Origin of the sequence: Promicromonospora sp. CA-289599, assembly GCF_050936155.1 — a bacterium.
Lineage (GTDB): Bacteria > Actinomycetota > Actinomycetes > Actinomycetales > Cellulomonadaceae > Promicromonospora.
On sequence record NZ_JBNJNI010000001.1, the window covers coordinates 5155857 to 5167837 of the forward strand.

The window sequence follows — 11981 nt, forward strand, 5'->3', positions numbered from 1 at the left end:
AGGTCCGCGGTCAGCTCGCGCACTGCCCCGTCGACACCGCGGTGTCCAGCTCGGTGGCCAGTTCGGCGACCGGGAGCAGCTCGGCGGTCGTCATCGCGTAGCCGATGTTCTCCTCGGAGACGTCGCGCGCGAAGATGACGCCGGCCACGTCGCCGCCGGTGGTCAGGAGCGGGCCGCCCGAGTTGCCCGGGCGTACCTCGGCGGCCAGGGAGTAGACCTCGCGGTCGTTGGCGCCGCGTCCGTACGAGTCCGGCACGCGGGTCGTGCTGACACTGAGCACCCCGGCGCTGCCCGAGGTGAACGGGCCGCCGTAGGGATACCCCTGGACGACGGCGCGGTCGCCCACCGAGAGGGTCGGCGCGATGTCGAGCGGGTCGGCGGTCAGCCCGTTGACGGCGATCACCGCGAGGTCGTCGACGGGGTCGTAGTAGACGACCCGACCCTCCCGGACCTCGCCGCCGGGCAGCTCGACGACCGGAAGGTCCACACCCGCGACGACGTGCGCGTTGGTCACCAGGCGGTCGGGCGCCACGACGAAGCCCGACCCGGTCGAGCTCTTGCCGCACGCGTACGCGATGCCCGAGATCCGGGCCACCGACTGCGCGGAGGCCTCCAGCTCGGCGTTGTCGAGGTCGACGGCGGGCACCACGGCCGTGTCGCGCGGCACCATCAGGATGTTCAGGCGGGGCAGGCCGTCGTCGAGCACGATGGAGCGCATCTCGGCGAGGGGCCTGCCCACGGCGGGCGGCGTCAGCTCGTCGATGGTGCGCAGGACGGCGGACGACGAGACCGCCGAGGCGACGCCGGGCGCACCGGTGGCGCTCACCGCGTTGCCGACGAACGAGAGCGCGAGGGCGACGACGCCCACGTTCGCGACCCCGCCCAGCAGCCGCTCGAGCGGGCGGAGCGAGGTGCGGTCCACGCCCTGGCGCAGGCTCCGGCCCATCCCCGCCCCGACGGACGCGCAGAACAGCGGCAGCAGGATGGCCACGGCGACGGACACCGGCCCGCGCCACTCGGAGGTGGGCAGCAGGTCGTTGACGGCGGGGACCGCCCAGAAGGCGGCGACGCCGCCCACGACGAGCCCGATCAGGCCGCCGAGCGTAGCCAGGAGGCCCCGGCTCAGACCCGCCATGAGGGCCATGAACAGCACCACGAGAAGCACCAGGTCGAACAGCTGCACGGGGCTCCTTCGGGGGCTGCGGGCTGTGGGCGGTCGGGCAGGATGAGATGACCGTAAGCGCTGAACCGCTCAGTCGCGGCGCGCAACGCACGTCCATCACCCGATCCGCCGATTTGCGGTGGAAAGTTCACCGCCACTTTCACCTTTCTTTCGGCCGTCTCGTGCGCGGTGGTGGGCGCGGTGGTGGGCGCGGTGGTGGGCGCGGTCGTGCGCGCGTGCGTGCAGGAACGCCCGCACGCACGCTAGTGTGCCGCCGCGGGCGCGCAGGCCTTTTCACCCGCGCGCTTGTCCGAATCGTCCTATCCTGGAGTGACTATGAGCTTCGACGATCGCATCGTCGCCACGAACGAGCTGATCTGGTCGATCCCGCTGATCGCCCTCTGCCTCCTCGCCGGTCTGTACTTCTCCGTCCGCACCGGTTTCCTCCAGGTACGGCACATCCCCGACATGCTCAACCAGCTCAGGAGCGGCAAGGAGTCGGAGAACGGCACGTCCTCCTTCCAGTCGCTGATGATGTCGCTTGCCGGCCGCGTGGGGATGGGCAACATCGGCGGCGTCGCCACGGCGATCGCGTTCGGCGGCCCCGGCGCCGTGTTCTGGATGTGGACCTCCGCGTTCCTCGGCGCCGCCACCTCGTTCGTCGAGAGCACCCTCGGCCAGATCTACAAGGAGAAGGATCCGGACAGCGGTGAGTACCGCGGCGGCCCGGCCTATTACTTCGAGAAGGCCTACAGGCACAAGGCTCGCGGCCTTTCGCTCGTCTACGCGATCATCTTCGCGGTCGTCACCATCTTCGCGATGAGCTTCTTCCTGCCGGGCGTGCAGGCCAACGGAGTGGCCTCCGCGATCGACAACGCCTGGGGCATCCCCGCCTGGGTCACCGCCATCGGCCTCGTCATCCTGCTGGCCTTCATCGTGATCGGCGGCGTCAAGCGCATCGCGCACTTCGCGGTGATCGCGGTCCCCACGATGGCCCTGCTCTACATCCTCATCGCGCTCGTCGTGTTCGTCGTCAACTTCACCGAGATCCCCGCCGTGTTCGGGCTGATCTTCGGTAGCGCCTTCGGCGCCCAGCCCGTGTTCGGCGCGATCCTCGGCCTCGCCGTCAAGTGGGGCGTGCAGCGCGGCATCTACTCGAACGAGGCCGGCCAGGGCACCGGCCCGCACGCCGCCGCCGCCGCTGAGGTCTCGCACCCGGCCAAGCAGGGCTTCGCGCAGTCCTTCGCGGTGTACGTGGACACGCTGCTCGTCTGCTCCGCGACCGCGTTCATCATCCTCTCGACGGGCATGTTCAACACCTTCTCCGGCGAGACCTGGCCGAGCGAAGCGATCCACGAGGGCAGCGGCGGTCTGAGCACCGACGTCGAGCCTGGCCCGGGCTACGTGCAGCAGGCCCTGGACACGGTGGTCCCGGGTGCGGGTCCGACGTTCATCGCCATCGCGCTCGCGTTCTTCGCGTTCACCACGATCGTGGCGTACTACTACATGGCCGAGACCAACCTGACCTACCTCACGCGCAAGATGACCAACCGTCTCGCGGCGCGCGCCATCCGGCGGGTGCTGCAGGCGCTGGTGCTCGTCTCGGTGGCCTACGGCGCCGTGACCACTGCCGGCGCGGCGTGGGGGCTCGGCGACATCGGTGTGGGCTCGATGGCCTGGCTGAACATCGTCGGCATCCTGTTCCTGCAGGGCCCCGCGCTGAAGGCGCTCAAGGACTACCGCGAGCAGAAGAAGCAGGGCCTGGACCCGCAGTTCGACCCGCGGCGACTCGGCATCGAGAACGCGACCTTCTGGGAGGACCGCGCCGACCACGAGCTCGAGGGCGTGGCCGCCGGGGAGCGGCCCGAGAAGTAGCCCGACCCCGACCGTTGAGTGCTGGATATTTGCCCTTCTGCGGCGTCAGAGAGGGCAAATACCCAGCACTCAACGGTCAGTCGTCCAGGGGGGACGGGCCCAGGTCGTCCAGCAAGTCCTGCATCTTGGCGTAGGCCTTGTTGCGGTAGGCCACCAGCTCCGCCGTCCGGGCCGGGTCGATCTCGCGGAAGCCGCCGCCGGACTTGGTGCCGAGGCGCCCCGCGTCGACCCGCTCCTGGAGGATCGGCGGCGTCGCGAACCGCTCGGGGAACGTCGTCTGCAGCGAGCGGTAGCAGAACGCGTACACGTCGAGCCCCGCCATGTCGGCGATCGCGAACGGCCCGAAGAACGGGAGCCGGAACCCGAACGTGGTCCGGGCGATCATGTCGATGTCCTCGACGGACGCGACCCCCTCGTCCACGAGCTTGGTCGCCTCGTGGAACAGGGCGTACTGCAGGCGGTTGAGCACGAACCCGGTGGCGTCCGTGAGCCGCGCGCTGCGCTTGCCGACCTGCGCCAGCAGGGCCTCGACCGGCTCCAGCACCGCATCGGAGGTGCCGGCGTGCGGGATCAGCTCGACGCCGGGGATGAACGGCGCCGGGTTGCTGAAGTGCACGCCCAGGAACCGCTCGGGCGCGCTGACCTGCTCGGCGAGCTGCGTGATCGAGATGGTCGAGGTGTTGCTGCCGATGATCGCCGTCGGGTTGGCCGCGCTGATCCGGGCGAGGGTCGCGTGCTTGAGCTCCAGGATCTCCGGCACCGCCTCCTCGATGAACCGCGCGCCCTCCACCGCCTCCTCGACGGACGCCGCGGCGCTCAGCCGGGCCCGGACGGTCTCGGTGGCACCCTCGGGGAACAGCCCCTCCGCCTCGAACTCCGCGGTCTCCCGCAGGATCCGCTCCAGGTTGCCCGCGGCCACCTCCGCCGAGACGTCGGCGAGCCGCACCTCGTTGCCCGCGAGGGCGAGCACCTGCCCGATCCCGCCCCCCATGTACCCCGACCCGACGATCGCGATGTGCTCGCTCATACGTTCTCCTCCGTGGTGTTCGCGCGGTCGTACGTTCCGATGGACGCCACCTTCCGGGCCGACGGCGAGGCCTCGTCGAAGCGGTAGCCGAGCCACTCGGCGACGAGCCGCTTGGCGAGCTCCAGCCCGATGACCCGCTGGCCCATGGTCAGCACCTGGGCGTTGTTGCTCAGGACGGCTCGTTCCACCGAGTAGCTGTCGTGCGCGGTCACCGCACGGATGCCCGGTACCTTGTTGGCCGCGATGGCGACGCCGAGGCCCGTGCCGCAGAACAGCAGGGCGCGGTCGGCCTCGCCCGCAGCGACCCGGCGGGCGGCGTCGACCGCGACGTGCGGGTAGTCCGTGTGCTCCTCGCTGCTCACCCCGACGTCGGTCACCGACTCGACCCGCGGGTCGGCCAGGAGCTGCGCCTTCAGCGCGTCCTTGTACTCGAAGCCTGCGTCGTCGCTGCCGACGACGAGGCGCAACCGGTCGGTCATGGGGTTCGTCCTTCTGTCCGGGTGATGCTGGTCTGGGTGATGCCGGTCTGGGCGATGGCGGTCAGCACCAGCGCCAACGAGGTGGCGCCGGCATCGGGGTGGCCGAGGCTGCGTTCGGCGAGCGGCCGGGCCCGGCCGAGCGCGGGCCGTAGCTCGGAGGTCGCCCGGGCGGCCGCCGTGGCGTCCTCGGCGGCGGCGGCGAGCGCGGCGGCCGGCGGCAGGCCAGCGGCCGCAGCGGCCTCCAGCCGCTCGACGTACGGCACGAGCGCGTCGACCATGGTCTTGTCGCCGACCTTCGCCCGGCCCAGCCGCACCACGGTGTCCAGGGCGGCGCGTGCGGCGGCCGCTACCTGCACCGCCGTCACGTCGTCCCGGTCGAGCGCGGGTGCGAGCGACGTCAGCGCCGCCCCCCACAGAGCGCCCGACGTGCCGCCTGCGATCTCGCTCCAGCCCTCGCCGGCCGCCCGGAGCGCGGCGCTCAGGCCGGAGTCCCGGGCAGCGGTCGCCGCGTCCAGCGCCGCGTCGATCCCACGGCGCATGCCGACGCCGTGGTCGCCGTCGCCCGCTATCGCGTCGATGCGGCCCAGCTCGTCCTCGTGCTCATGGAGCGTCGCCTGCATCGCGGCCAGCAGGACCAGCGTGCGGTCGGCCCGCTCGACCGACGCGGGCGAGACGGTCGTGATCGGCTCGGAGACGGAACGCTCCGGGTCGGGGTTCGTAGTGTCGGGGCGCGCGGCGACACCCACGTTGTCGGACCCGCCGGGGGAGGAGTGCCGCTCGACCCGCCCCTTGCGGTACGCGGGCGTGTACGCGGGAGCTCGCCAGAGCTCCTCGAGCTCCTCGGTGAGCCAGAACAGCGTCACCGAGACGCCGGCCATGTCCAGGCTCGTCACCAGCTCGCCGCACTCCGGTTCGACGACGGTCAGACCCGCCTGGCCGAGCCGCGCGGCGACCTGGCCGTAGAGCACGAAGAGCTCCTCGTACTTGACCGTGCCCAGGCCGTTGACCAGGACGGCGACACGGTCCCCACGGTCCTCCGGCACGTCCGCCAGCAGCTCGGAGACCAGGATCTCGGCGATCTCGGCGGCCGAGCCCATCGGCACGTCCCGGATCCCGGGCTCGCCGTGGATGCCCAGCCCCACCGACATCATGCCGTCGGGAACCGTGAACAGCGGGCCGTCGGCCCCGGGGAAGGTGCACCCGCCGAACGCGACCCCCAGGGTCCGCGTGCGATGGTTCGCCGCGATCGCGAGCCGCTCCACCTCGTCGAGCGAGTCACCCCGCTCGGCGGCCGCGCCGGCCACCTTGAACACCACGAAGTCGCCGGCGATGCCTCGCCGGTCGTCGATCCGGTCGGCCGGGGCGCTCGCGATGTCGTCGGTGACCAGCAGGGTGCGCGCGTCGATCCCCTCGGCGCGCAGCCGCTCCTGCGCCGCGCCGAAGTGCAGGACGTCGCCCGCGTAGTTGCCGTAGCTGAACAGCACGCCGCCACCGGCGTCGGCCGCGCTCGCCACCCGGTAGGCCTGGCCCGCCGAGGGCGAGGTGAAGATGTTGCCGCAGACGGCGCCTGTGGCCAGCCCCGCACCGACCACGCCGGCGAACGCCGGGTAGTGCCCGGAACCGCCGCCCACCACGACCGCCGTCCGGCCGGGCGGCAGCGGGTCGGCGCGCACCACACCGCCGTCGACCCTGCGGACCAGGTCGCCGTGCACGGCGGCGAACCCGGCCAGGGCGTCCTGGACGAAGCCCTCCGCGGTGTCGAGCACCCGCGTCATCGGGCCGCTCCGGCCAGGTCGTGCTGCCGCACGCGGCTGGTGCCGAGCGCGTAGCCGGGCCGCTTGGGCAGCACGTGCCGACGCAGGTAGTCGCGGTTGGCCGCGCACACGCTGAGCCCGTCGCCGCCGTAGTTCTCGGTGCAGATCACGCCCTGGAAGCCGTTGGCCAGCGCCGTGCGGAACGCCGACCGGTAGTCGATCAGACCGAACTGCATCGGGGCGGGGACGGCGAGGTAGGCGTCGCGTTCGGGGTCCTCGTCGCGCGAGTAGTTCTTGACGTGCCAGAAGTTCGTGTACGGCAGCGTCTTCTCGACCAGCTCCTGCCACGGCTCGACCGGCCGGTGCAGGCGGACCAGGTTCGCGATGTCCGGGTTGAGGCCCACCTCGGGCAGGCCGATCTCCTCGATCAGCTGGACGGCGGAGTCGGCGGTGCCGAGGAAGGTGTCCTCGTACATCTCCAGGGACAGCAGCACGCCGACCTCGGCGGCGTGCCGGCCCAGCTCCTGGAACCGGGCTACCGCGAGCGGCCGGTCGGCCGGGTCGTCGTGGTGCCCGGGGGCGGTCCAGAACCAGAGGCGTTCCTTCTGCTGCGCGGTCAGCGCCTGGTGCAGACCGACCGAGACGACGCCGATGCCGAGCGCGGCCGCCGCGTCGATCGTGCGGTGGCTGTAGGCGAGGTTGGCCGCGCCGTCCTTCGCGTCGATCACGCTGCGCCGGATCGCCGACACCGAGGCCAGGCCGAGGCCGAGGTCCCGGGCCGTGGCGGCGAGCCGGTCGAGCGCCGGACCGTCCAGGTCGCCCGGCCGCAGCCAGGAGTCCGTGAGGTCCACGTGGCCGAACCCGGCGTCGGCGATGTCGGTGAGCACCTCGTGCCAGACGGTGGGGTCGTCCTGGGCCGCCCGGCCGTCCGGCATCACCGCCGGGAACGGCAGGGTGCTGGCCGCGATCGGCCAGTCGGCCGCCAGGAGGCGCCCGTCCGGGGCACCGCCCGGCCCGCCGCCCGGCTTCCCGGTGTCGCCGGACGCCGTCCGGTCAGGTGTGGTGGTCTGTTCCGTGGTCAACTCTGACCTCCGTCCTGGGCACGCCGGTCTCCGTTGAGCCGGGCCGTGCCCTCGTAGGTGTTGTGGCTACTTTTCGGCGCGTGGGCTGTCGGCGGGCGGGCTGGTGGACCCGCGGACCACCAGCTGGGTCGCGAGCTCGATGTGGCGCGAGACCGGCTCCTGGCCGGCCGCCAGGGCCAGGACGCTGTCCAGCGCGACGCGCCCCATCTCCCACAGCGGCTGCCGGACGGCGGTGAGCGGCGGAGTCGACCACGCCGCGAGGTAGGTGTCGTCGTAGCCGACGACGCTCAGGTCGCGCGGCACGTCGAGCCCGTGCTGGCGGGCCGCTTCGAGCACCCCCATGGCCTGGGTGTCGCTGGCCGCGAAGATCGCGGTCGGACGCAGGCCGGACCGGAACCAGCGGTCGGCGACCGCGAAGCCGGAGTCGTAGTCGAAGCCCGTGAACTCCACGAGCTCCTCGTCGACGGGGACGTTCGCCGAGGCGAGCGCGGCCCGGAACCCGTGGACGCGCGCCGTCGCCGCGACCGACTGCGGGCGCCCGCCGAGCGCGGCGACCCGCCGGTGGCCGAGGCCGAGCAGGTGCTCCGTGGCCGACATGCCGCCGGCGAAGTTCGTCGAGCCGACGCTCGGGACGTCCGGGTTGGTCAGGTCGAGCGGGTCGATGACGACGACGGGGAGATGCTCCTGGCTCAGCCCGGAGACGTGCTCGGGGCTGAGCTCCGCCGTGAGGATGATCGCCCCGGTACGGCCGGCGCCCGACAGGCGGCGTGCCCAGTCGCCCGGCGCCAGCCAGCCGGTGTCAGGTGCCGCCCGGTGAAACCGGCTGACGACGATGTCGGCCTCGGCCGCCTCGGCGGCGTCGGTCACCCCGCGCAGCACCTCCATCGCGTACGGGGTGGTGAGCTGGTCCGCCATCACCTCGATGCTGCGCTGCGCCAGCGGTCCGCGCGTGCCGCGGCGCACGTAGCCGAGCTCCTCGATGGCCGCCTTGACCCGTGCGCGGGTCTCCACGGCGACGTCGGAGTGCCCGTTGAGCACCTTGGACACCGTCGGCATCGAGACGGCGGCGGACCCGGCGACGTCCGCGAGGGTGGGCCGCTTGCCCGCAGTTCTTTCGAAATATTTCGCTGGCACGCCTTCGAATCTAGCCCAGTGGCGGGCTGATGGGCAACGTTTTCGACGAACAGGACACTGCCGTTGGAGGTGGGCCCGGGCGGGGTGATGTCAGCGAAATATTTCGACGGCGGCTACGACGAGGACGGCGGGGCAGTGGGAGCCAGCAGGGCGTCGACGATCCCATTCATCGTCTCGGGCATCGGCAGCCGGGCGAGCGCCCGGAAGAGCAGGGTGCCGAGCAGGGCGTCGGCCACGGACTCGGGGCTGACCGCGGTGCTGAGCTGGCCGGCGTCCTGCCCCTGCCTGAGCCGGGCCACCAGGGACTCGTAGGACGGCTTGGTGATGTGCTCGTAGAGCCTGCTCGCGTCCTGCTCGGGGCCGGTCGCCGCGGTGACGAGCGCCCGGACGACCTGCAGGAAACGAGAGTCGCCCATCTTGGCGGCCGAGGCCGCGGACCACGCCTTGAGGTCGGTGCTCAGGTCGCCGGTGTCGGGGAGATCCAGGGCGGGGAGCCGGAGGAGGCCCTCGATGACGGCGTCCGCGACCACCATCGACTTGGCCGACCACCAGCGGTAGATGGTCTGCTTGCCGGCCCCGGCGCGGGACGCTATCGCGTCGATCGTGACGTGGTCGTATCCCAGCTCCGTGGTGAGGGCCGCGGCGGCCTCGAGGATGGCAAGTCGGGTCGCCTCGCTCCGCGGCCGTCCGGTCCTCGTGCCTGTCGTGCCCGTCATGGGGTGAGTCTATGGTCTACTCTCTACTTACGAGACGTGGAGTCTCGATAATCGCGTCTCGAGAGCAGCGAGGGAGCAGCAATGACTGACGAAGTGGTCGTCGTGATCGGCGTCGGAGGTATGGGCCAGGCGATCGCGCGGCGCCAGGGCTCGGGCAGGAAGCTGGTCCTCGCCGACTTCGACCAGGCAGGTCTGAACCGGACCGTCGAGACCTTGCGCGGTGAGGGGCACCAGGTGGACGGGCACGCGGTCGACGTGTCCGCCGCACGGTCGGTCGCCGATCTTGCCGAGTCCGCGGCTGCCGCGGGCGCCGTCGTGCAGGTGATTCATACGGCCGGCCTTTCACCGACCCAGGCGACGGCGGACCGGATCCTTCAGGTCGACCTCCTGGGGGTCGCTCACGTCCTCGACGCCTTCGGCGCGGTCGTCGCGCCGGGCGGTGCGGGCGTGGTGATCGCCAGCATGGCGGGAAGCCTGACCGCGGAACGCTTTCCCGCCGAGCTGGAGGGCGCCCTGGCGCTGATGCCGACCGACCAGCTCCTCGACCTCCCGTTCTGGACCGACCAGGCGTTCGCCCACCCGGGCATCGCCTACGGCCTCGCCAAGCGAGCCAACCAGCTCCGGGTCCAGGCCGCGAGCCTCACGTGGGGTGCGCGCGGCGCACGGATCAACAGCGTCAGCCCCGGTGTCGTCTCCACACCGATGGGCCAGGAGGAGCTCGACAGCGGGAGCGGCGCGCAGATGCGCGGCATGGTCGAGGCCTCTGGCACCAAGCGGCTGGGCACGCCGGGCGACATCGCGAACGCGGTCGCGTTCCTGCTCGGTCCCGAGTCGTCCTTCGTCACCGGCACCGACCTGCTGGTCGACGGCGGAGTCGTCGCGGCTGTCCGCTCCGGCGCGCTGCCCATCGGCTGAGGGGCGCGCCGACATGAAGCTCTCCCAGGTGAACCCGGAGCTCCGGCGCGGTTACCGGATCATGCGGACCACGCCGGTGAGCAATCCGCTGGTGCTCAGGCTCATGCAGCGCCTGACGTCACTGATCCCCGATGCCAAGGCGCCGGAGGGCGCGACGCTGGAGAAGGTCCGGTTCGGCGACGCGGGTGGTGTGTGCGTCTACACTCCCGCGGGTGGCGGCTCCGGTGCCGCACTGCTGTGGATCCACGGTGGCGGCCTCGTGATCGGCAGCGCGGCCCAGGACGACCGCCGGTGCTTCGCCATTGCGCAGGAGCTCGGCGTGGTGGTCGTGTCGGCGGAGTACCGGCTGGCACCGCAGCACCCGTTCCCGCTGCCGCTCGACGACTGCCTGGACGCCTGGGACTGGTTGCAGCGGAGCGCGGCCGCGCGCGGCATCGACCCCCGGCGTGTGGCGGTCGGCGGTCAGAGCGCGGGCGGCGGGCTGGCCGCGGCGCTCGCGCAGCGTCTCCACGATCGAGACGGCGTGCAGCCCGTCGCACAGTGGCTGTTCTGCCCGATGCTCGACGACCGGACCGCGGCGAACCGCGAGCTCGACGGCGTCGGGCACATCCTCTGGAACAACCGGTCCAACCGCGCCGGCTGGAGCGCCTACCTCGGGACCGCAGGTGCCGCGGAGGTACCCGACTACGCCGTGCCCTCCCGGCGGACGGACCTCACGGGCCTGCCGCCCGCGTGGATCGGTACGGGCGACATCGACCTCTTCCACGACGAGAACAAGGCGTACGCGGAACGGCTGACGGCTGACGGCGTCCCCACCACGTTCGACGTGGTCCCGGGCGGCCCGCACGCCTTCGAGTCGCTCGGCGCGGACGCCAAGGTGTCCGTGGCCTATATCGGCCGGGCACACAGCTGGCTGCGGGAGCGACTCGGCTGAGGGGCAGGTCGGCCGAGGGGTAGGTCGGCCGAGGGTCAGGGGAGTATCGAGTCCACGTATCCGCCGTCGACCCGGACGGCGGCGCCCGTCGTCGCCGAGGCGAGCGGTGAGCTGAGGTAGGCGACCATGTTCGCGATCTCCTCCGGCTCGATGAGCCGCTGGAGCAGCGACTGCGGGCGGTGCAGCCGCATGAACTCGCGCTGCGCCTCGTCCCAGGGCAGGGCAGGGTCGACGAGCTCGTACACGAACTTCTCGACCCCGCCGGTGTGCGTGGGACCGGCGATGACGGAGTTGACCGTGACACCGGTGCCCGCGGCCTCCTTCGCGAAGCCGCGGGAGACGCCCAGCAGCGCCGTCTTGGAGACGCCGTAGTGGATCATCTCGGCGGGGATGACTATCGCGGAGTCGCTCGCGATGTTGAGCACGCGCCCCCAGCCGCGTGCTGTCATGCCCGGCAGGCTGGATCGGATCAGGCGGACGGCGGCGAGCACGTTGACGTCGAAGTACCGGCGCCACTCGTCGTCGTCGATCTCGAGCGGCGGCACGCTGCCGAAGATGCCCAGGTTGTTGACGAGGATGTCGACGTCGCCGGTGACGGCGAGCACCTCCGCGGCGCCGGACGCGGTGGTGACGTCGCCGGCCGCGGCGACCAGCTCACGGTCCGCAGACTCCGCCCGGAGCTCGGCGATCGTGTCCGCCACGCCCTCCGCACGGCGCCCGTTGACCGCCACCCGGGAGCCCGCGTCGGCGAGCGTGGCGGCGATCGCGCGGCCGATGCCCTGGGTCGAGCCGGTCACGAGCGCGGTCTTGCCGGTCAGATCGATGCGCATGTTGTCCCCTTGCTGTCTCGTTGCTGCCCCGTAGGCGACTGGGCCGCTCTGGACGTGGCTCGGTCGGTGAAGT

The 11981-nt window shown here is 72.0% G+C and carries 11 protein-coding genes; 3 read left to right on the plus strand and 8 right to left on the minus strand.

The window, feature by feature from the left end; genetic code table 11:
* Window positions 1-10 precede the first annotated feature (10 nt).
* Window positions 11-1183 carry a MarP family serine protease gene (locus tag ACQEVI_RS22955; RefSeq protein WP_432903324.1) on the minus strand — a complete coding sequence of 391 codons (1173 nt, stop codon included), beginning with the start codon at window positions 1181-1183 and terminating at the stop codon, window positions 11-13.
* Between the two features lie 315 nt (window positions 1184-1498).
* On the opposite strand from ACQEVI_RS22955, the gene ACQEVI_RS22960 reads away from it, so the two are divergent.
* Window positions 1499-3037: an alanine/glycine:cation symporter family protein gene (locus tag ACQEVI_RS22960; protein ID WP_432903327.1), complete on the plus strand. Its 1539-nt coding sequence runs from the start codon at window positions 1499-1501 to the stop codon at window positions 3035-3037.
* Between the two features lie 76 nt (window positions 3038-3113).
* Here the strand turns inward: ACQEVI_RS22960 and ACQEVI_RS22965 are convergent, their stop codons facing one another.
* The 6 genes from ACQEVI_RS22965 to ACQEVI_RS22990 all read right to left on the minus strand — a co-directional run bounded on the left by ACQEVI_RS22965 (window position 3114) and on the right by ACQEVI_RS22990 (window position 9229).
* On the minus strand, window positions 3114-4064 hold the full coding sequence (locus ACQEVI_RS22965; protein WP_432903329.1) for a 3-hydroxyacyl-CoA dehydrogenase family protein: 951 nt from the start codon (window positions 4062-4064) through the stop codon (window positions 3114-3116).
* Window positions 4061-4543, minus strand: a complete 483-nt coding sequence (locus tag ACQEVI_RS22970; RefSeq protein ID WP_432903331.1) for a ribose-5-phosphate isomerase — start codon at window positions 4541-4543, stop codon at window positions 4061-4063. The genes ACQEVI_RS22965 and ACQEVI_RS22970 overlap by 4 nt, the downstream gene beginning before the upstream one ends.
* The gene (locus ACQEVI_RS22975; RefSeq protein WP_432903333.1) at window positions 4540-6318 is read right to left on the minus strand and encodes a dihydroxyacetone kinase family protein; all 1779 of its coding nucleotides are present in this window, start codon (window positions 6316-6318) and stop codon (window positions 4540-4542) included. Before ACQEVI_RS22975 ends, ACQEVI_RS22970 begins: the two co-directional genes overlap by 4 nt.
* On the minus strand, window positions 6315-7232 hold the full coding sequence (locus ACQEVI_RS22980; protein WP_432906071.1) for a sugar phosphate isomerase/epimerase family protein: 918 nt from the start codon (window positions 7230-7232) through the stop codon (window positions 6315-6317). Before ACQEVI_RS22980 ends, ACQEVI_RS22975 begins: the two co-directional genes overlap by 4 nt.
* Window positions 7233-7445: 213 nt before the next feature.
* Window positions 7446-8513: a LacI family DNA-binding transcriptional regulator gene (locus ACQEVI_RS22985; RefSeq protein WP_432903336.1), complete on the minus strand. Its 1068-nt coding sequence runs from the start codon at window positions 8511-8513 to the stop codon at window positions 7446-7448.
* 113 nt (window positions 8514-8626) lie between these two features.
* On the minus strand, window positions 8627-9229 hold the full coding sequence (locus tag ACQEVI_RS22990) for a TetR/AcrR family transcriptional regulator C-terminal ligand-binding domain-containing protein (protein WP_432903339.1): 603 nt from the start codon (window positions 9227-9229) through the stop codon (window positions 8627-8629).
* An 81-nt stretch (window positions 9230-9310) separates the two neighbouring features.
* On the opposite strand from ACQEVI_RS22990, the gene ACQEVI_RS22995 reads away from it, so the two are divergent.
* Both ACQEVI_RS22995 and ACQEVI_RS23000 read left to right on the plus strand, forming a co-directional pair.
* The gene (locus tag ACQEVI_RS22995; protein WP_432903342.1) at window positions 9311-10144 is read left to right on the plus strand and encodes an SDR family oxidoreductase; all 834 of its coding nucleotides are present in this window, start codon (window positions 9311-9313) and stop codon (window positions 10142-10144) included.
* 13 nt (window positions 10145-10157) lie between these two features.
* On the plus strand, window positions 10158-11078 hold the full coding sequence (locus tag ACQEVI_RS23000) for an alpha/beta hydrolase (protein WP_432903345.1): 921 nt from the start codon (window positions 10158-10160) through the stop codon (window positions 11076-11078).
* A gap of 35 nt (window positions 11079-11113) precedes the next feature.
* On the opposite strand, the gene ACQEVI_RS23005 is transcribed toward ACQEVI_RS23000, so the two are convergent.
* Complete coding sequence (locus tag ACQEVI_RS23005; RefSeq protein WP_432903348.1) at window positions 11114-11908, minus strand: SDR family NAD(P)-dependent oxidoreductase; 795 nt, start codon at window positions 11906-11908, stop codon at window positions 11114-11116.
* Between the last annotated feature and the right edge of the window lie 73 nt (window positions 11909-11981).

What these genes read in the sequence shown, in the direction of transcription:
- ACQEVI_RS22975 (WP_432903333.1), bottom strand. Translation starts at nt 6,318, where the DNA reads ATGACGCGGGTGCTCGACACCGCGGAGGGCTTCGTCCAGGACGCCCTG.
- ACQEVI_RS22990 (WP_432903339.1), bottom strand. Translation starts at nt 9,229, where the DNA reads ATGACGGGCACGACAGGCACGAGGACCGGACGGCCGCGGAGCGAGGCG.
- ACQEVI_RS23005 (WP_432903348.1), bottom strand. Translation starts at nt 11,908, where the DNA reads ATGCGCATCGATCTGACCGGCAAGACCGCGCTCGTGACCGGCTCGACC.
- ACQEVI_RS22970 (WP_432903331.1), bottom strand. Translation starts at nt 4,543, where the DNA reads ATGACCGACCGGTTGCGCCTCGTCGTCGGCAGCGACGACGCAGGCTTC.
- ACQEVI_RS22995 (WP_432903342.1), top strand. Translation starts at nt 9,311, where the DNA reads ATGACTGACGAAGTGGTCGTCGTGATCGGCGTCGGAGGTATGGGCCAG.
- ACQEVI_RS22965 (WP_432903329.1), bottom strand. Translation starts at nt 4,064, where the DNA reads ATGAGCGAGCACATCGCGATCGTCGGGTCGGGGTACATGGGGGGCGGG.
- ACQEVI_RS22960 (WP_432903327.1), top strand. Translation starts at nt 1,499, where the DNA reads ATGAGCTTCGACGATCGCATCGTCGCCACGAACGAGCTGATCTGGTCG.
- ACQEVI_RS22980 (WP_432906071.1), bottom strand. Translation starts at nt 7,232, where the DNA reads ATGCCGGACGGCCGGGCGGCCCAGGACGACCCCACCGTCTGGCACGAG.
- ACQEVI_RS23000 (WP_432903345.1), top strand. Translation starts at nt 10,158, where the DNA reads ATGAAGCTCTCCCAGGTGAACCCGGAGCTCCGGCGCGGTTACCGGATC.